Here is a 17,389-nt window from a genome sequence, read left to right as displayed (position 1 = left end):
GAGCCCCTCATGAAGCACACCCCCGTGCGGCGCTCCGCCGCGATCCGGACCGCCACCGCCCTCGCACTGGCCGCCTCCGTCCTCGCCGTCCCGGGCAGCGGCCTGGCCGGCGCGGCGGACACCGACATCGTCCTCGGCGGCATCACCCTCGCCCAGGCCTCCGCCACCACGCCGTTCCCCGGGATCACCCGCACCGTCTACCAGGACGCCGACCGGACGTGGACGGTCAACGTCACGGACATCGACCCAAGCCGGGCGCCGATCACCTTCGACGGCTCGATCGGCCAGGGCATGTACACCACGCAGACCGTCCAGGAGATGCTGGAGCAGACCACCGGGGTGTCCAGCCGGCGCCCCTACCTCGGGGTCAACGGCGGCTACTTCGACGACGGCGTGGTCCTGGACCAGGCCGAGCGGATCTACTTCGGCGACCTCGGCGGCACCTCGATGAAGAACGGGCGGCTGCTCAGCGAGGCCGGCGGAGGCCGCTACGTCTACGACACCGCCACCGGCAAGGCCGTCGGGCTGCGCCCGGCCAACTCCGTCCTGATGCTGCAGAACGGCCGCCCGTACATCACCGAGCTCGGCACCAAGCTCACCGTGCAGCTCTCCGACGACGCCACCGTCAGCCGCAAGGTCGACGGCGTCAACCGGCTCCCCGGCCGGGCCGGCCACTGCCTGCGCAACACCGACCCCGCCAACACGGACGTGACGGTCGTCGGCGGCGTCTGCTTCGACCCGTCGGAGATCGTCGAGTTCACCCCCGAGTTCGGGGCGCGGACGCCGGCTCCCGACGTGCTCAGGCAGACCGACACCACCACCGACGACGACCCGGGCGTCGAGGTGCTGTTCAGTTCGGCGGGCGTGGTCACCGCCTGCTTCCGCCCCGGCGCCACCCCCGGCGGCATCGTCTCCGACGCCCCGCGCGGCGGCCACGACGTGCCGCCCGGCGGGCGAGCCCTGGAGGGCACCGGCGACGGCGCGACCTGGCTCTGGAACAACGCCTGCGCCGGCAAGCCGGTCACCCTGCACACGGTGATCACCGACACCCGCTTCGGCGACACCGTCGCCGACACCTGGTTCGGCCGCGCCCCGGCCGGCGCCGTGGAGCGGCCGATCGACCCGGCGCTGTACGCGACCCCCGTCGGCGACGTCCTGCTCCGCGACGCCTCGGTCGTCTACCAGCCGGCCGACGACACCGCGCGGGCCTGGCGCACCGCGGGCGGGGCGGACGGCTTCGGCCACCTCTTCTTCGTCACCGTCGAGGGGCAGAAGGGCGGCCCGGCACCCCTCGCCAACGGCGCCACCCGCAGCGAGTTGGCCCGGCTGCTCAAGGCGCTCAACCTGGTCGACGCCGTCAACCTGGACGGCGGCGGCTCGACCACCCTCAACCTGCGCGACCAGAACGGCAACGAACCGCCCGTCACCACCACCCCCGATCCCTCCCCGCGTCACGTCGCCGACACGGTCTACGCCGGCGTCGGCGGCTACGGCCTCGCCAAGTAGGCCGGCCCGACCCTCGCACCGGCGCGCTTCGGCCCCCGCTCCCGGCCACACCGGGAGCGGGGGCCGCTCGGGTCGGGGCACGCGCTCGGGTCGGGGCACACCGGGCGGGGTCCGTGGAAAAGCGGTGGCGACGGACCGGGTGGCGATGTTAGCAATGTGACATGCTACAGGGCGCTCACATCACCCTCCGGGCCCGGCACGAGGCCGACGTCCCGGTGCTCCAGACCGAACTCCACGACGACGTGGCGACCCGCTCGCGGGCCGACTCCCGCCCCTGGCGGCCCCTCCCGCCGGGATCGGCGCAGTCGCCGTACGCCGTCACCGGGCCGTCCGACGAGGCGGCCTGCTTCTCCGTGGTCGACACGGCCTCCGGGGAGCTGGCCGGCGAGGCCCTCCTGTGGGGCATCGACGCCCACAACCGCAGCGCCCACGTGGGCCTCGCCCTGCGGCCGGGCCACCGCGGCCGAGGGTTCGCGACGGACACCGTACGGGTGCTGTGCCGGTACGGCTTCGTGGTGCTCGGCCTGCACCGGCTGCAGGCGGAGACGCTCGCGGACAACACGCCGATGATCAAGGCCGCGACCCGGGCCGGCTTCACCGTGGAGGGGCGGCTGCGCGGCTCGGCGTGGGCGTGCGGGGAGTTCGTTGACCAGGTGGTGCTCGGGCTGCTTGCCGAGGAGTGGCGGGGTTGAACCGGCCGATGCGGCACGGGTACACGAACAGCACGACGGGTGACGGCCGGGTCGTGGTGAAGCGGTACCGGGGCCCGGACGGCGAGGCTCGGGCGGCCTGCGAGCAACGGGTGCTGACGCGGCTTCGCGGGCTGCCGGTGCCGCCGCCCACGGCCGGTTGAGCCGACGCTCACCCGACCGTCGGTCGCCCGTCCACCGCCCGGCCGGGGCGGTGCCGGCCCGGGGCGCGTACGCCTCGGGCCGGCACCGGCCGGGATCCCGCGGACGGGCGGTGGGTGCTCAGGCGAGGGGGCGGCAGAGCAGCGCGTCCGGCACGCCGTAGTGCAGCCACTTCCAGGTGTAGGCGACTCCGGCGACGTACTCGTTGTCCGCGCACTGGCCCTTGTAGTGGCCCGGCGCCCAGTCGCTCGCGACCGAGCCGCCGGTGGTGGGGCGGTTGTCGCCGTGGTCGAACCAGACGTTGCGGCCGCCGGTGGGCAGCGGGCCGGCCGCGGGTGCGCACAGCAGGGCGGACATGGCGTCGCTGTGCACGCTGTAGCCGACGGCGAAGGTGCGGTCGGGGCACTGGAGCTTGTTGTAGCCGGACGCCCAGTCGCCGCCGGTGACGTACCGTTCGTCGGTGACGGTGATCCAGTCGCCGGTGCCCGTCGCGGGCTCGCCGGCGTCGGTGCACAGGCCCCGGCTGTCGCTGCGGCCGAGGGCGACCAGGCGCTGGCCGTCCGGGCAGTTGCCCTTGCGGTTGCCGCTGCTCCAGTCCACCCCGGCCATCCGGCGGGAGACGTTCTGGTCGCCGTGGTCGAGGTCGAGCATGTTCCAGTGGTTCACCGGCGCCACCGGGCCGGTCAGTGCCGGAGCGCCGACCAGCTTGGTCCAGTCGGCGGCCCGCCAGTCGCCGGGGTCGGTCAGGCCGAGCCGCTTGCCCGCCGGGTCGTAGGAGAGCAGCGCCCAGGAGTCGAGCGGTCGGCCGGCGGTGTCGGCCCAGCCGACGAGCGGCCAGATGGCGAAGTCGGTGTCACGGGCGGCCAGCAGGTCGGTGAAGGTGTGCAGCCAGGTCTGTTCCTTGGCGTCGGTGGAGCCGCGTCCGCCCGCGCCGAACTCGCTGATCCACACCGGGGCGGTGAAGTGCTGCCCGCCCTGGGTGACGAACAGCGCCTCGTCGTCGACGACCTGGGCCAGCTGCTCGGGGGTGAAGTCCTGGTAGCGGGGGTCTCCGGTCGCGCCGGGGCCGCTGCCCGCGCCGGTGTTGGCCGGGCCGGTGTAGGCGTAGAAGTGCGCGGAGTACACCAACTTGCCCGAGTCGATCAGGGTGTTGGAGAGGTTGCGGACCGGGGTGAGCATCGGGCGCCCGTGGCTGAAGATCGCGGCGGGGATGCCGTACCAGTTGATGCCCTCCATGATGACGAGCATGTCCGGGTCGGCCTGCAGGATCCGGTTGCCGGCCTCCTCGAAGGCGGCGTACTCGTCGTGGGCGTCGCCCATGCCCCAGTTGGGGTCGTCCCAGGTGTCGCGGCGGACCTCGTTGCGCAGGTCGGCGCCCACCACCCGCTTGTTCGCGCGGTAGCGGTTCACCATGAACAGCCAGTCGTCCTCCCAGGCCTGGGTCGACTGCCCGCTGTTCCAGCGCTCGTTGCCGTCCAGGCCGCAGCAGAAGCGGTAGCTGGTGGTGTGGTTGTTGAGGACGACCGCGAAGCCGTCGGCGGTGAGCGCGGCCACCACGGCGTCGTACACCTGCAGCGGGGTGCGGCCGCGCAGCTGCGGGTTGGCGGCGACGGCGGAGTCCGGTACGGCGGTGGTGTCGTGGACCATCGCGTTCGCGAACGGCAGCCGGATGCTGTTGAGGCCGAGGCCGTGGAAGTCGGCCATGAGTCGCGCCAGCGGCACCCGGTCCAGGCCGAGCGGGATGTTGTGCGAGACCTGCCCGGCCTGGTTGTTCGCCGGGTCGTCGGTGCTCCCGCTGCCCTCCCAGGTGCCCTGGGCCCCGGCCCAGTTGGCGGACTTCAGTTTGAAGCGGTCGCCGTTCGCGTCCACGATGTAGCGCCCGCGGGTGCTGAGCGGTCCGGTCCAGGACGCGGCCAGTTCGGCGCCGGTCTGAATGCCGGTCCGAACGCCGCTCTGGGCCCCGGTTTGGGCTCCGGCCCGGGCCCCGGCCCGGGCTTCCGGCGCCGCGACGGCGGCGCCCGCGGGCACCGCGGCGAGCAGGGGCAGGCACGCGGCCACGGCGAGCAGGCGCGTTCCGAGTCTCTTCATGGTCGTCCCGGATGAGGTGAGGGTGGCAGGGAATTGACGGGGACCGACCATACGCCGCGGATGTGACTGCCGGGTAGCCCGCCGTCGAACGGGCCACCCGGCTTCGGTGTCGCTACCGCAGGACGCCGTGCACGGCCTCCGGGTCGGTCGGCGCGAGCCCGGTCGCGGGGGCGGTCGCGGGCGCGGCCTTGGCGGCGGCCGGGGGCGGCGTCACGTACACCGGGTCCGGATCGGCCTCGGGCGCACAGGTCTTGGCGATCCGCCCCTTGCCCTGCGGCAGGCTGCCGTCGCGCAGGTAGGCGGTGAAGGTGTCGTCCAGGCAGGCGTTGCCGTGGAAGAGGATCTCGTGGAAGCTGCCGCCGTTCTGGACGACCAGCTTGGAGCCGGGCAGCGCGTCGTGCATGGCGAGCCCGCCCTCGTACGGCGTGGCGGCGTCCTCGGTGGCTTGGAAGAGCAGGACCGGCGGCAGGCCCTTGCCGGTGATCTTCAGCCGGCCCGCCGGGCTGCCCTGGTACGGCCAGAACATGCAGGCGGCGTTGTACCACATGTTGTTGTAGGTGTAGAAGGGCGCGGCGGCGTTCACCTTCGCCTGGTCCTTCTTCCAGACCTCCCAGTCGCGCGGCCAGGCGTTCTCGGTGCACTGCGCCGCGTTGTAGGCCGGGAAGGCACCGTCGTCGGCGCCCGGTGCCGCGTACCGGTTGTACGCGATGGCCAGCGGGCGGGTGTCGTGCTGGGTGAGGTAGGCGGAGAGCACGGTGGCCATCCGGGGCCAGCGCAGGAAGTTGTAGCCGCCGCCGTAGAAGGTGTCCTCGAACTCGGCGGGGCCGATCCGGCCGGGGGCGGGGGCGGCGTCCACCGGCTCCTTGCGCAGCGCGTCCTCGACCTGGTTGTACGCCTGTTCGACCGCGGCGGCGTCGGTGCCCAGGTGGTACATGGAGTCGGCCTTGGCGGTCCAGGCCGCGAAGGCCTCGAAGCGGCGCTGGTGTTCCTTGTCCTGCAGGATGTTGTGGTCGTACCAGCTGATGGTCGGTCCGACGATGCTGTCCAGCACCATCCGGCGCACGTGCGAGGGGAACAGCTGGCCGTAGGTGGAGCCCAGCGAGGTGCCCCAGGAGCCACCGTAGAAGTTGATCTTCGGGACGCCGAGCGCCCGGCGGATGCTGTCCATGTCGCGGGCGTTGTCGACGGTGGTCATGTGCGGCAGCAGCCAGGACCAGTCCGCCGCACAGTCGGCCGCGTAGCCGGCCGCCTTCTTCAGCCAGGCCTTCGACGTGCCCTGGCTCACCTGGTAGTCGGGGCGCTCGGCGTCGAAGTAGTGGGCGTCGCAGACCACATGGGGGTCACTGCCATTGGTGCCGCGCGGGTCGAAGCCGATCCAGTCGTAGGTCGAGGCGACGTCCGCCGGGAGCTTGGAGGAGATGGACACCGGCATCCAGAGCCCGGAGTCGCCGGGGCCGCCGGGGTTGAGCAGGATCGGCCCCTGCTGCTTGTCCTTGGGCGCGGTGGCCGGGAGCCGGTTCAGCTTGATGGCGATCTTCCGCCCGTGCGGGTCCGCGTAGTCCACCGGCACGTCGAGCATCGCGCACTGCAGCGCGGGGGTGGTGGCGTCGTTGCAGGAGCTCCAGACCAGCGCACCCTGACCGGTGTCGGCCAGGTCGGTGGCGTCGGGTCCGGCGGCGGAGGCGGAGGTTCCGCCGAGGGCGGCGACGGCCGTGAGGGCCGCGAGCAGGGCGAGGGGTTTTCTCATGGGGAGCATGATGTGACATGTGCAATGGCACATCCAGAGGAGCGACCGAAATTTGCCAAGCTTTGACCATGTGGGACTGACCGATCATCAGACTTATTTCACGGTAGGGGGGTTGCCCGTTCGGGCACTCACCATCCGCGGCCGGCATCCGACACGCGTGTCGTTCGAGCACGACGACAGCACCCCGAGCAGCGACCCCCACCAGAGCGCCCGGAACCGCGCTCGACGGGCACTCGAGGATTCGGACCCCCGCCTCCCGGCGCAACTAAGGTGCGACGCAACCACCCCACCATCCCCCGGTTTCGAACACCAGCACGACCCACTGCCCGACCCACTGCCCGACCCACTGCCCGACCCGCCGCCCCACCCGGCCGACCGATCCGCTCCCGAGCACACGTCACGCGCACCGACAACCGTCCCGCGCACGAAAGGGGAACCGCCATGCAGCTCAGAGTCCTCGGCCCCCTCACCGCCGACCTCAACGGCATATCCGTCGTCCCCTCGGCCGCCAAGCAGCGCCAGATCCTCGCCCTGCTCGCGCTCTACCCGAACCGGATCCTGCCCACCGCCACGCTCATCGAGGAGATCTGGGGCGACGACCCACCCAGACAGGCGCTCACCACGATGCAGACGTACATCCTGCAGCTGCGCCGCCGCATCACCCAGGCCCTCGGGCCGACCCCGCACACCACCGCCAAGGACATCCTCACCACCCGCCACGGCGGCTACCAGCTCACCGCGCACCCGGACAGCCTGGACGTCCACACCTACAACCTGCTGATCACCCAGGGCCAGCACGCCTTCAACCACGGCCACGACCACCAGGCCGCCACCCACTTCCGCCAGGCCCTCGCGCTCTGGCACGGGCCCGCCCTGGTCGACGTACGGCCCGGACCGATCCTCACCATCGAGATCATGCGCCTGGAGGAGAGCCGGCTGATCACCCTGGAGCGGCGGATCGACACCGACCTGCGGCTCGGCCGGCACAACGAACTGATCCCCGAACTCACCCACCTGACCCACCAGCACCCGCACCACGAGGGCCTGCACGCCCAGGCCATGGTCGCGCTCTACCGGGCCGGCCGGCAGACCAACGCCCTCACCACCTACCACCACCTGCGGCACCGGCTGACCACCGAACTCGGCATCCAGCCCTCCCCGCACCTGCAGCACCTGCAGCACGCCATCCTCACCCTCGACCCGACCCTCAACACGCCCACCACCGCCCACCCGACCACCTACAACCTGTACTCGGCCTGAGCCCCGTCCGTACGGCCGTCCCCGCAGACCTCTCCCAGCCCTCACCCACAGGACGCGTCATGACCACCGCACCCGAGCAACCCCTCGCCCTGATCACCGGCGGTACCCGCGGCATCGGCCTGGCCATCGCCCGCGAACTCGGCAGCCGCGGCCACCGTGTCTTCATCTGCGCCCGCACCGCCCAGCACATCGACCAGGCGCTGGTCACCCTGCGCGGCGAGGGCCACCAGGCCGACGGCCTCACCTGCGACGTCCGCGACCCCGCCCAGGTCGCCGAGCTGATCCGGCACGCGGTCGCCGAGCACGGCCCGATCACCGTGCTCGTCAACAACGCCGGGCGCACCGGCGGCGGACCGACCGCGACCACCACCGACGACCTGTGGTACGACGTCATCGACACCAACCTGAACGCCGTCTTCCTGGTCACCCGGGAAACCCTCCGGCAGGGCCACATCACCAGCACCACGCACCCGCGCATCATCAACATCGCCTCCACCGCCGGAAAGCAGGCCGTCACCCTGGGCGCGCCGTACACCGCGAGCAAGCACGCCGTGATCGGCTTCACCCGGGCGCTGGCCAAGGAGTTGGCACCCACCGGCACCACCGTCAACGCCATCTGCCCCGGCTACGTCCAGACCCCGCACACCACCCGCATTCACCACGAGTACGCGACCGCCTACAACACCACGCCCGAGACCATCCACCAGCACTTCCAGGCGCACATCCCGCTCGGCCGCTACACCACCCCCGAGGAGGTCGCCTCGCTGGCCGGCTACCTCACCACCCCGACCGCCGCCAGCATCACCGCCCAGGCGCTCAACGTCTGCGGCGGACTCGCCACCCAGTAACCCCGGCGCGATCCTGGCCGGCCCACGGGAAGGACTCGGGCTCCGGTGCCCGCTGATCAGTGATGACGAACCGTCAGTTCTCCAGCGCACCCGTCACCTTGCTGGTGTCCGGCGCTCCCGCGTCCGAGCCCTGCCTGCCCGCCGCCCGCCCGCCGAGACGCCTCGACGCGGGGGCGGTGAGCGCCGCGCTGGCCCGCACCGCGGGCCGGCCCCGGCAGGCCGCCGCCCGGCCCGCCCGGGCCAAGGAGTTCCTGCTGGTCGAGCTGTACCGGTCGTACCGGCCGGACGTGCTGCGCGCCGCCCTGCGGGCCGTCCGGCCGGGAGCCGGCGAAGAGCTGCTGTGGCAGCGGACCGCCGACGGCCCGGAAGGCCTCGACCGGGTGCTCGCCGAGCTGGGACACAGCCTGGCCACCGGGCCCCGGCTGCGGGCGGTGCTCGTCGAGGACCGGGACGGCGCCGCGGAGCCGCGGCTCTTCGTCGGCCTCGCCCCCGGCCCGCCCGGGCGCGCCCTCGCACTGCTGCAGGAACTGCGCGAGGCCCTGGCGCACCCGCCGGAGCCCGTCACCGTCCCGACGAGCGCGCTGCAGCGAGAACTGCTGCGCCAGGTCCTCGGGCAGCCGGACCACGACGGGCGGCACGTCGAGCAGCTGTCCTGGCACTGGCACGGCCCGCTGGACACCGAGCGCTTCACCGCCGCCTGGCAGTCCGTCATCGACCACGAGACGGTGCTGCGCGCGGCCTTCGACTGGGACGAGGACGGCGACGGCGAGCCGTGGATGGTGCTGCACGAACGCGCCGTCCCCGAGGTCACCCGGCACCCGCACGGCACCGCCGACTGGGAGGAACTGCTCGCCACCGACCGCCGGCGCGGCTTCGACCTGCGCCGCCCCGCCCTGCTGCGCGCCACCCTGCTCGACGCCCCGCCGGACGCCGACGAGGGGCCCGCCACCCGGGTCCTGCTCAGCTACCACCACGCCATGCTGGACGGCTGGAGCGTGCGCCTGCTGCTGCAGTCCTTCTACCGCGCCTACCTGACCGGCGGCGTCCTGCCCGGCGGCGAACGCCGCCCCGACGTCCGCGACCACGCCCGCTGGCTGCAGGCCCAGGGCACCGACGCCGCACAGCAGTTCTGGTCCACCCGGCCCGGCGCCACGGCCGTCCTGCCGCTCGCCCCCGATCCGCGCCGGCCCGGCAGCGGCCGCGCCCGGCGCCGGCTCACCCCGTACGAGGCGGTGCGGCTGCGCGGCTGGGCGGCGGCCTGGGGCGCCGGCGAGAGCAGCGCGCTGCAGGCCGCCTGGGCGCTGCTGCTCTACCGCGCCGCCCAGTCCGACCGGGCCCGCCGCCCGGCCCGCTCGGTACGGGTCGGCTTCGCGGTGACCGTCTCCGGCCGGGGCATCCCGCTGGACGGCATCGACCGGCTCCCCGGCGCGCTGCGCAACCCGCTGCCGATCTCCGTCCGGCTGCACCCGGGCACCACCGTGCCGCAGCTGCTCGCCGCCCTGCGCGACGGGGTGCTCGACCTCGCCGCGTACGAATGGGTCTCCCCCGGCCAGGCGCACCGCTGGACGGCCGGGCCGCGCGGCCGACGGCCCAACAGCCTGGTCGTCCTGGAGCACCAGCCGACCGCCGCGCACCACCTGCGACTGGAGACCGACCTGGCCGCGCACGGCATCCACGTGGAGAGCCCGGTGCCGGCCGGCACCTTCACCTCGTACCCGATCACCCTCGCCGCCCACTACGACACCACCGGCGGGCTGGTCCTCACCACGACCCACGACCGCACCCTGCTCGCAGACCAGGACGCCGTCGAACTCCTCAGCCAGAGCGCCCACCTGCTGCGCGCATTCCCGGACCTGCCGAGCGGGCTGAGCACCACCGAGGTGCTGCGCACCACCCTCGCCGGACAGCCCGCGCCCCGGCTCTCCGGCACGGAGGGAAGCGACGCCACTCCGGACGCCGCCGACCCGTCCGGTCCCGACGGCCCTGCGGTGCGGCTGGACGTGCTCCACCGGGCCGGCCGCCCGGGCGCGGGCTGGGTCCTGCTGCTGCCCCCGCCCGGCGCCCCGTACACCCGGTTCGCCGGCGCCGCCCGCGGCTGGCCCGGCCCGCAGGCCCTCGGCGTGCTGCGCCCGGTCGGCGAGGACCCACCGGCCGTCGCCGCCTACCGGCCGGTGCTCGGCCCGCTGCTGGAGTCCCGCGCGCCGGTCGCCCTGGTCGCCCCGCCCGGCCTCGGCGTCACCGCCTACGAGATCGCCCGGCTGGGCGCCCCGGCGCACCCGCCACTGGTGCTGCTGGTCGACGAGGAGGACGATCTGGCGGCGGTGGCGGCACTGCTGGGCCACCGGACGTAGCGGAGTTCCCGGCGCACGGCCGGAGTTGCGGCACCCGGGGCATCCCGGCGGCCCGACGGCGGGCCGCGACGCTACGGTGGGCGGCATGGCCCGTTTCGTCCTGACCCGCCGTTCGCCGCTGCCACCGGCCGTCTGTTGGGAACGGCTGACCGCCTGGCCCCGGCACGGGGAGCGGGTGCCGTTCACCCGGGTCGGCGTCGCCCGGGGCACCGGCCGGGAGGTGGGCGACGTCGTCCTCGCCCGGACGGCCGTCGGGCCGCTGCGGTTCGACGACCCGATGGAGATCGTCGAGTCGGTCCCGCCCGGGCCCGGGCGTGACGGGCTGTGCCGGCTGGCCAAGCGCGGCCGCCCGGTGCGCGGCTGGGCGGTGCTGCGGGTCCGGGCGGTGGGTGGTGGCAGCGAGGCGCTGTGGGCGGAGGAGCTGCGGATCGCCGGTGTGCCACGGTTCGCCGATCCGGTCGTCGCTGCCACCGGGCGCCTGGTCTTCGGCCGGGTGCTGGACCGGCTGCTGCGGTAGTCCCCGGCCGTTCCCCGGCCCGCCCCTGCGGTACCGGGCCTCCCCCGGCCGCCCCGTCCCGCCCTCAGTCCCCGGGCCGGCGCGGGTGCCACTCCGCCAGCAGGATGGTGGCGTCGTCGCGCGGCTCGTGTTCCTGGTAGCTGACCAGCGCGTGGATCAGCCGGCGCAGCGCCTCCGGGGCCGGGTCCCCGCCTGCCATGTGCTGGACGAGGGTGTCGGTCAGCCGGCGTTCCCCGAAGAACTCGCCGGAGGCCGATCGGGCCTCGGTGACCCCGTCGGTGTAGATCAGCAGCCGGTCGCCGGGTTGCAGCCTCTCGTGGTGGACGGGCTGCGGCCCGTGCTCGTGGAAGCCGAGGCCGAGCGGCAGCTCGGCACGCCGGCGCAGCGCGTCCGTCACGACGCGGCCCTCCCGGATCAGCAGCGGCGGCGGGTGCCCGCAGTTGACCCAGGACAGCTCGCCCGTCACGGTGTCGAGGTCGGCGACGACCGCGGTCAGCAGCCGGTCCGGGATCCACTGGACCAGCGCGCGGTCGATGGCCCGGGCGATGTCGGCCAGGCCGCCGCCGCACCTCCGGGTGGAACGGCAGGCGGCCAGGGCGACCGAGCTGGCTCCGCCGGAGGCCAGGTCGTGGCCCATCGCGTCGAACACGGAGACGTGCAGGCGACCGCCCGCCACCGAGTGGTCGAAGGCGTCCCCGCCCACGTCGTAGGCCGGTTCCAGGACGGCGCTGGAGGTGACGTGCCGGGTGCCGATGGTGCGCGGCGGCAGGAAGGCCCACAGGAGCTCGGCCTGCAGGGTCATCGGCTGCCGGCGGCCGACGTCGACGATGACGTCGCTGTACGCGCTCTTCGACACCACCAGCAGGGCGACCAGCGCCGCCAGCGCCTCGTAGCGGTCGGTCGTGTCCCCGTTCCCCGCCCCGTCCTCGATCCGCAGGACGCCGATCCGCTCGACCCCGTCGACCAGCGGGAACCAGCCGACGCCGGGCGATCCGGAGGAGAGCTGGGTCTGCTGCAGCCGGTAGGCGCGCCCGCCGAGCGTCCCCTCGACGTCGACCAGGTCGAAGGGGGTGCCGTCCTCGGCGGCCGGCAACGGGACGAGGTGGCGCTGCTGGACGTCGGACAGGAACACCCATGCCCCGTCCGCGCCCAGCTCGCGGGCCGCCTCCCGCACCAGGTCGGGCAGGTCCGTCGGCCCGCTCGCCCGGGTACGGGCCAGCAGCCGTGCCAGCACGCCGCCCAGCCGCGCGTCGTCGCCGCTCATCGCGTCGCACCTCCCGTCGGCCCCGCGCCTACCCAGGAACGGCCCGATGGTGCACGCCCGCACCGGATCGTTGCGGCGGGCCCGGCGGCGCGGCGGCACCCGCCCGGCCGACGGCACCGGGAAGGCGGCGCAGCGCGTCCCACGCGTGACCGGCCCGGAGTGCGGAGCGGCCCGCCCCGGCGCACCGTCGGAGACATGGCCTCGATCATCGTGCTGTTCGAGCTGGAGTCCGATCAGGTGCTCGGCGCCGAGGGCGTCGGACCGGGAGTGCTGGCCGTCCACGCCGCCGGCGCCGACCCCGACGTCCCCGAGGACCCCCAGCCGACCACGCTGTGTCAACGCGACACCCGCTCCATGGAGCACAGCCACTACGCCCCCGCCCGCCCCGGTGACCCCTGGTACCCGCCCGAGCTGGCCGACCGGCGCTGCCGGGAGTGCGAGCGCGCCCTGGCGACCTCCTGAGCGCCGTCCGCGCGCACGATGGGTCCGTGGACCCGCCGCACGCCCTGCGGTGGATCGCGCGCGCCGTCCGGGTGCTGTGGCTCAGGGGGCCCGGGTGTCCGCCGCGGGCGGCTCGGGCTCGTCGTCGTCCCCCGCGGCCCGGACGTCCGGCGGTGTGGGAGCGGTGATGCTCCGCTGCTCCGAGGACCGCTCGCGCGTCTCCTCGTCGATCTGCGGAGCGTCCACCTGCGAGGTGTCGGCCTGCCTGGTTCCGTTCTCCTCGCGAGCGCTCATGGCGGTCTCCTTTCGTCGTGGTTCCGGTTTCGTCGTGGTTCCGGCCGGAACAGCCGTCAGCGGGCGTCAGTCGGATGCGCCGCGCCCGGTCACGAGGTCCCGGGCGCGGTCGACCAGGCCGGTGCCCGCCGTGATCAGCTTGTTGTCGGGCGCGTTCGGGTGGGGCCGGGTGGGCGCGAGCTTCTTCGCCCGCCGGACCCGCTCCCCCAACTCGTCGAGCCGCTCGGGCGGGCAGGCGCCGGCGAGGGCGGGAAACAGGTTCTGCTCCTCGTCCAGGATGTGCGCGGATACCTCGGAGACCACCCGGCCGACCAGGACGCCGAAGCGGGCGTCACCGCTGTCCACGCCTTCGAGCTCCTTGAGGAGCCGCTCCACCGCCTCGTGGTCGGCGATCTCCTTGTCCGCGAGGGCGTCACCGCCCGGGACGTGTTCGCGTACCGCCGGATACAGGTGCTGTTCCTCGGCCACCGAGTGGCGGACCAGCTCGATGGTGAACTGCTCGGCCGCCTCGCGGCGCCGTTCGTCGCCCGCCGGCAGCGCCTGGACGCGGGCGAACATCTCCTCCACCTCCCGGTGGTCCGTCATCAGCTCGTTGATCACATCTCCGCCGTGTCCCATGTGCTCTGCTCCTGTTCTCCGCAGGGGTTCGACGACGGGCCCCGGAGCGGGCACCGCAGCCCTCGCGTGTCCCCGGATTCCGCGAAGTCATGCCGACGGCGGGCCGGTACGGATCGGGCGTCGCCGTCGGCCCGGCGGGTGTCGGCCCGCCCGACCGGGGCAGACGCGGTCGTGTGAACCCCATCGAACGGACCCTGCGGGGTGTGGACGGCTTCCAGCAGCGCCACCGGCCCACCGGCGTGGTGGTCGGCGTGGTGCGCAAGTACGGGGACGACCGGGGCGGGCTGTTGTCCGCCCTGATCACCTACTACGGCTTCGTCGCCCTGATCCCGCTGCTCCTCCTGCTCAGCACCGTCCTCGGCTTCGTCCTGCACGGCCACCCCGGCGCCCAGCGCTCGGTGGTGGACTCCGCGCTCGCCGACTTCCCGATCATCGGCGACCAGCTGCGCCAGAACGTGCACTCCCTGCAGGGCAGCGGCCTGGCCCTGCTCATCGGGGCGCTCGGCATGCTGTACGGGGCGCTCGGCATCGCCCAGGTCCTCCAGCACGCCATGGCCGAGGTCTGGAACGTCCCCGGCGTCAAGCGCCCGGGCTACTGGCCGCGGCTGGCCCGCAGCCTGCTGCTGTTCGCGGTCCTCGGCGCCGGGCTGGTGCTGGGCACCGCGGCCGCCTCACTGGTCGGCACCACCCTGGGCGGGCTGCCCGCCCGGATCGGCGGCCTGCTCGTCTCTGCGCTGCTGAACACGGCCCTGTGCCTGGCCTGCTTCCGGGTGCTCACCCCCCGCGAGATCCCCACCCGCGCGCTGTGGCCCGGCTGCGCGATCGCCGGCCCGCTCTTCACCGTCCTGCAGGCCTTCGGCGCGCTGCTGGTCGCCCACGAGCTGCGCCACGCGAGCCAGGTCTACGGCTTCTTCGCGACCGTGATCGGCCTGCTCTTCTGGCTCTACCTGGCCGCGCAGATCACCGTGTACGCGGCCGAGACCAACGTCGTGCTCGCCCGCCGGCTGTGGCCGCGAAGCCTGCTGCAGCCGCCGCTGACGGACGCCGACCAGGCGGTGCTGTCCGATGTCGCCCGGCAGGAGGAGCGCCGCCCCGAGCAGCGTGTGGACGTCTCCTTCGAGGACGCGGACGAGCCCGGTGGCGACGGCGGACCCGGGGACGAGGCCCGACCCAACGAGGCCCGACCCGGGGACGGCGGCGGCCGCTGACGGCGGAACCCCGCATCGTGGAGGCCGCGTCGGCGTTCGCCTGACGCGGCCTCCACGATGCAGTTCGCCTGACGCGGCCTCCACGATGCCCGGCGTGCCGGGGCCGGCCGGGCGGCCGGCGCCCGTCAGTGCGGCCCGCCCGGGGTCAGGAGCTCGCGCATCCGTTCGCCGAGCGAGCGTTCGGGGGGCGGCAGGTGGTCCGCGGGGCGCTCGGACGGGAGCTGGTGGCGGGGCCGGCCGGTCGAGGATGCCTTGGTCTCACGGGCCGGGGCCGCCAGGGCGCGCAGCTCGGCATCGGTGGTCACGGCGCGGACGGCGGGGAAGAGCCGCGCCTCCTCGTCGCCGGCGTGCCGGGTGACCTCCTCGGTCAGGCGGGCGACCAGCCGGTCGAACTCCGGCGAGCGGACGTGGGTCATGCGGAGTTCGACCAGCAGGGCCTCCACCCCGCGGTGGTCGGCGAGTTCGCGTTCGACCACGGCGGGCCCGTCGGGCAGCCGGTCGCGGACGAGCGGGTAGAGGTGCTCCTCCTCGGCCCTGGTGTGGCGGACCAACCGGTCGGTGACCAGGGCGGCGAGGCGCTTGCGCCGGCGGTCCCCGCTGGGGATGCCGCTGAGTTCGCTGAAGTGGACCAGCATCGACCGGTGGTCGGCGACGAGCTGTTCCAGCAGGTCTTCGTCGTGCTGCACGGGTGGTACCCCTTCCTGATCGTGCGGGCCGGGTCAGTCCTCCAGGGCGGCCGCGATGCGGTGCAGCACACCGCCGCCGGTCGGCCGACGCGGCGCGGTCTCGCGTACGACCTTCATCCGTTCGCCGATCTCCTGCAGCTCCTTGCGGCCGAGGGCGGCCCGGACCTCCGGGAACCAGTCGCCCTCCTCCTGCTCGATGTGCCGCTCGACGGCGTCGATCAGGACGGCGGTCTTGGCGTCGTAGCCCTCGTCCTCGGGGGTCATCCGGCTCAGCTCCTCGCAGAGCAGGTCGGCGACGTGGTGCTCCTCCTTGGCGCGGTCCATGGCCGCGGCGAGACCGGGCACCTCCCGGCGGACCGTGGGGTAGAACAGTTCGTCCTCCAGGTAGGTGTGGACGGTCAGCTCCTCGACGATCCGTTCCACCTTCTCGCGGCGCGCCTGCGCGCCGCCTTCGCCGTCGCCCTCGACGAGCCCCCGGTACTCGCGGAAAAGGCGGCGGACTTCCTTGTGGTCCTCCCGCAGCAGGACGATGGCATCGTTGGACATCGCTCGTCTCCTTCTCGGCGCTGTTCCCCGCCGCCCCGGCGTGTCCCCGGCCGGCCCGGTGCCAAACGCGGCCGCGCGGCCGCGCCACACGTGGGGGTGTACCGGGCCCGCCCGGGGCAACCGAGCGGGACGTCCCGGTTCCGGAACGACCACCGGAGCGGCCGACGTCACCGGGGCGGGGCGGCCGGCTTCGGCGAGCCGGGCGGGCCGGCCGGCCGGAGTCACCGTCCACGCCGGCGACGAGCCGCCCGGCCCGGCCCTGTGGGAGGAGTTCGCCGGGCTGATCGAGCACCACCGCTTCCCGTCCCGTTAGCGGACCGGCGCAGCAGCCGCACCCCGGGCGGGCCCGGGGTGCGGCTCACTCCAGCGGCTCGGCGCTCAGTCCGTGGGTTCGGCGAGGGCCGGACGGCCCAGGTCGAGGGCCGTGGTGATCGTCCGGATCTCACCCTCGCCGTCGATCTCGACCCGGACGGCGCCGGAGTCGTCGACGTAGACCTCGGTGCCGGTGCTGCCCATCGCGCCGGTGGCGGTGAGCAGGATCTCGCGGTACGGGTCGGTCGCGACCAGGCGGTAGCGCTTCGCGGTCGTCATGGCTCCTCCTCGTTCCGGTCCTCGTCCCGGCCGGTGACCACCGGTCAGTGTTCGGCCCCGTTGCCGTCCCCGTTGCCGTCCCCGTTGCCGAAGCGCTCGCGCCACTCCCGGGCGCGGGCGTTGTGCCACTCCACGCCCTGGACCGCCTGGTGCTCGGACAGGCCGCTCATGCGGGCGACCACGCTGAGCGGGAGGGGCTCGTCGATGTCGGCGAGCGCTCGGCAGACCTTTCCGGCCCACTGCTCTTCGGGGACGAACCGGCGGCGCCGGTACTCCTCGATCAGGGTGGCCAGGTGGTCGACGGAGCAGGCCAGGAGCACCCGTCTGCCGTCCAGGTCGGGGTCGGTGGCGTGCACCGCGGAGGAGTCCGGCACCAGCGCGCCGAGCAGGTCGGCGTCGGCGACGGCCCGTCCGCACTGGTCGCACAGGTCGAGTGCTTCCGCGTCGTTCCCGGTCGGGTCGCCCGCCGGGGGTCCGAGGTCGTCCATGCGGCGCGCCTACCCGGCCCGGCCGGGGCCAACCCGTCGCCCTGCGGGCCCACCCACGCCCGTCCGCACAAGCGTCCGGCGGCTC

Annotated in this window: 17 protein-coding genes; 8 read left to right on the top strand and 9 right to left on the bottom strand. The window is 74.1% G+C overall.

Annotated elements, in window-relative coordinates; all coding sequences use genetic code 11:
- The first annotated feature begins 9 nt into the window (after nucleotides 1-9).
- Both ABTY56_RS27575 and ABTY56_RS27570 read left to right on the top strand, forming a co-directional pair.
- Nucleotides 10-1,506, top strand: a complete 1,497-nt coding sequence (locus ABTY56_RS27575; protein ID WP_350631887.1) for a phosphodiester glycosidase family protein — start codon at nucleotides 10-12, stop codon at nucleotides 1,504-1,506.
- Nucleotides 1,507-1,667: 161 nt separating this feature from the next.
- The gene (locus ABTY56_RS27570; RefSeq protein ID WP_350631886.1) at nucleotides 1,668-2,198 is read left to right on the top strand and encodes a GNAT family N-acetyltransferase; all 531 of its coding nucleotides are present in this window, start codon (nucleotides 1,668-1,670) and stop codon (nucleotides 2,196-2,198) included.
- 279 nt (nucleotides 2,199-2,477) lie between these two features.
- Here ABTY56_RS27570 and ABTY56_RS27565 read toward each other — a convergent pair whose 3' ends face one another.
- Together ABTY56_RS27565 and ABTY56_RS27560 are read right to left on the bottom strand one after the other, a co-directional pair.
- Nucleotides 2,478-4,445, bottom strand: coding sequence for a glycoside hydrolase family 5 protein (locus ABTY56_RS27565; protein ID WP_350631885.1), 1,968 nt, complete (start codon nucleotides 4,443-4,445; stop codon nucleotides 2,478-2,480).
- A gap of 112 nt (nucleotides 4,446-4,557) precedes the next feature.
- Entirely contained in the window at nucleotides 4,558-6,192 is a 1,635-nt protein-coding gene (locus ABTY56_RS27560) for an alpha/beta hydrolase (RefSeq protein ID WP_350631884.1), read from the bottom strand.
- Nucleotides 6,193-6,633: 441 nt separating this feature from the next.
- On the opposite strand from ABTY56_RS27560, the gene ABTY56_RS27555 reads away from it, so the two are divergent.
- From ABTY56_RS27555 to ABTY56_RS27540, 4 genes are all read left to right on the top strand, one after another.
- The gene (locus ABTY56_RS27555) at nucleotides 6,634-7,452 is read left to right on the top strand and encodes an AfsR/SARP family transcriptional regulator (protein WP_350631883.1); all 819 of its coding nucleotides are present in this window, start codon (nucleotides 6,634-6,636) and stop codon (nucleotides 7,450-7,452) included.
- A gap of 59 nt (nucleotides 7,453-7,511) precedes the next feature.
- Complete coding sequence (locus tag ABTY56_RS27550) at nucleotides 7,512-8,300, top strand: SDR family NAD(P)-dependent oxidoreductase (protein WP_350631882.1); 789 nt, start codon at nucleotides 7,512-7,514, stop codon at nucleotides 8,298-8,300.
- 62 nt (nucleotides 8,301-8,362) lie between these two features.
- On the top strand, nucleotides 8,363-10,651 hold the full coding sequence (locus ABTY56_RS27545; protein WP_350631881.1) for a condensation domain-containing protein: 2,289 nt from the start codon (nucleotides 8,363-8,365) through the stop codon (nucleotides 10,649-10,651).
- 85 nt (nucleotides 10,652-10,736) lie between these two features.
- Entirely contained in the window at nucleotides 10,737-11,168 is a 432-nt protein-coding gene (locus ABTY56_RS27540) for an SRPBCC family protein (protein ID WP_350631880.1), read from the top strand.
- A gap of 64 nt (nucleotides 11,169-11,232) precedes the next feature.
- Here ABTY56_RS27540 and ABTY56_RS27535 read toward each other — a convergent pair whose 3' ends face one another.
- Entirely contained in the window at nucleotides 11,233-12,432 is a 1,200-nt protein-coding gene (locus tag ABTY56_RS27535) for a PP2C family protein-serine/threonine phosphatase (protein WP_350631879.1), read from the bottom strand.
- Nucleotides 12,433-12,627: 195 nt separating this feature from the next.
- Between ABTY56_RS27535 and ABTY56_RS27530 the strand changes: the two genes are divergently transcribed.
- Nucleotides 12,628-12,894 (top strand): hypothetical protein, encoded by a 267-nt coding sequence (locus tag ABTY56_RS27530; RefSeq protein WP_350631878.1) that lies wholly within the window; start codon nucleotides 12,628-12,630, stop codon nucleotides 12,892-12,894.
- Between the two features lie 81 nt (nucleotides 12,895-12,975).
- On the opposite strand, the gene ABTY56_RS27525 is transcribed toward ABTY56_RS27530, so the two are convergent.
- Both ABTY56_RS27525 and ABTY56_RS27520 read right to left on the bottom strand, forming a co-directional pair.
- A complete protein-coding gene (locus ABTY56_RS27525; RefSeq protein ID WP_350631877.1) occupies nucleotides 12,976-13,167 on the bottom strand; it encodes a hypothetical protein in 192 nt (63 codons plus the stop codon).
- A gap of 66 nt (nucleotides 13,168-13,233) precedes the next feature.
- Complete coding sequence (locus tag ABTY56_RS27520) at nucleotides 13,234-13,785, bottom strand: hemerythrin domain-containing protein (protein WP_350631876.1); 552 nt, start codon at nucleotides 13,783-13,785, stop codon at nucleotides 13,234-13,236.
- 173 nt (nucleotides 13,786-13,958) lie between these two features.
- On the opposite strand from ABTY56_RS27520, the gene ABTY56_RS27515 reads away from it, so the two are divergent.
- Entirely contained in the window at nucleotides 13,959-14,993 is a 1,035-nt protein-coding gene (locus tag ABTY56_RS27515) for a YihY/virulence factor BrkB family protein (RefSeq protein ID WP_350631875.1), read from the top strand.
- A gap of 125 nt (nucleotides 14,994-15,118) precedes the next feature.
- Here the strand turns inward: ABTY56_RS27515 and ABTY56_RS27510 are convergent, their stop codons facing one another.
- The 4 genes from ABTY56_RS27510 to ABTY56_RS27495 form a co-directional block, all read right to left on the bottom strand.
- A complete protein-coding gene (locus ABTY56_RS27510; protein ID WP_350631874.1) occupies nucleotides 15,119-15,679 on the bottom strand; it encodes a hemerythrin domain-containing protein in 561 nt (186 codons plus the stop codon).
- Between the two features lie 33 nt (nucleotides 15,680-15,712).
- Nucleotides 15,713-16,225, bottom strand: coding sequence for a hemerythrin domain-containing protein (locus tag ABTY56_RS27505; protein ID WP_350631873.1), 513 nt, complete (start codon nucleotides 16,223-16,225; stop codon nucleotides 15,713-15,715).
- 378 nt (nucleotides 16,226-16,603) lie between these two features.
- On the bottom strand, nucleotides 16,604-16,816 hold the full coding sequence (locus tag ABTY56_RS27500) for a DUF6296 family protein (RefSeq protein WP_350631872.1): 213 nt from the start codon (nucleotides 16,814-16,816) through the stop codon (nucleotides 16,604-16,606).
- A gap of 44 nt (nucleotides 16,817-16,860) precedes the next feature.
- Nucleotides 16,861-17,304, bottom strand: coding sequence for a hypothetical protein (locus tag ABTY56_RS27495; protein ID WP_350631871.1), 444 nt, complete (start codon nucleotides 17,302-17,304; stop codon nucleotides 16,861-16,863).
- Nucleotides 17,305-17,389: the final 85 nt, after the last annotated feature.

This window comes from Kitasatospora sp. NPDC097691 (genome assembly GCF_040302665.1).
Classification (GTDB): domain Bacteria; phylum Actinomycetota; class Actinomycetes; order Streptomycetales; family Streptomycetaceae; genus Kitasatospora.
This window is presented reverse-complemented; position numbering and strand designations above follow the sequence as displayed.

Excerpts from the sequence above, each read along its gene's own strand:
- ABTY56_RS27575 (WP_350631887.1), top strand. The coding sequence starts at position 10 with ATGAAGCACACCCCCGTGCGGCGCTCCGCCGCGATCCGGACCGCCACC.
- ABTY56_RS27570 (WP_350631886.1), top strand. The coding sequence starts at position 1,668 with ATGCTACAGGGCGCTCACATCACCCTCCGGGCCCGGCACGAGGCCGAC.
- ABTY56_RS27565 (WP_350631885.1), bottom strand. The coding sequence starts at position 4,445 with ATGAAGAGACTCGGAACGCGCCTGCTCGCCGTGGCCGCGTGCCTGCCC.
- ABTY56_RS27560 (WP_350631884.1), bottom strand. The coding sequence starts at position 6,192 with ATGAGAAAACCCCTCGCCCTGCTCGCGGCCCTCACGGCCGTCGCCGCC.
- ABTY56_RS27555 (WP_350631883.1), top strand. The coding sequence starts at position 6,634 with ATGCAGCTCAGAGTCCTCGGCCCCCTCACCGCCGACCTCAACGGCATA.
- ABTY56_RS27550 (WP_350631882.1), top strand. The coding sequence starts at position 7,512 with ATGACCACCGCACCCGAGCAACCCCTCGCCCTGATCACCGGCGGTACC.
- ABTY56_RS27545 (WP_350631881.1), top strand. The coding sequence starts at position 8,363 with ATGACGAACCGTCAGTTCTCCAGCGCACCCGTCACCTTGCTGGTGTCC.
- ABTY56_RS27540 (WP_350631880.1), top strand. The coding sequence starts at position 10,737 with ATGGCCCGTTTCGTCCTGACCCGCCGTTCGCCGCTGCCACCGGCCGTC.
- ABTY56_RS27535 (WP_350631879.1), bottom strand. The coding sequence starts at position 12,432 with ATGAGCGGCGACGACGCGCGGCTGGGCGGCGTGCTGGCACGGCTGCTG.
- ABTY56_RS27530 (WP_350631878.1), top strand. The coding sequence starts at position 12,628 with ATGGCCTCGATCATCGTGCTGTTCGAGCTGGAGTCCGATCAGGTGCTC.
- ABTY56_RS27525 (WP_350631877.1), bottom strand. The coding sequence starts at position 13,167 with ATGAGCGCTCGCGAGGAGAACGGAACCAGGCAGGCCGACACCTCGCAG.
- ABTY56_RS27520 (WP_350631876.1), bottom strand. The coding sequence starts at position 13,785 with ATGGGACACGGCGGAGATGTGATCAACGAGCTGATGACGGACCACCGG.
- ABTY56_RS27505 (WP_350631873.1), bottom strand. The coding sequence starts at position 16,225 with ATGTCCAACGATGCCATCGTCCTGCTGCGGGAGGACCACAAGGAAGTC.
- ABTY56_RS27500 (WP_350631872.1), bottom strand. The coding sequence starts at position 16,816 with ATGACGACCGCGAAGCGCTACCGCCTGGTCGCGACCGACCCGTACCGC.
- ABTY56_RS27495 (WP_350631871.1), bottom strand. The coding sequence starts at position 17,304 with ATGGACGACCTCGGACCCCCGGCGGGCGACCCGACCGGGAACGACGCG.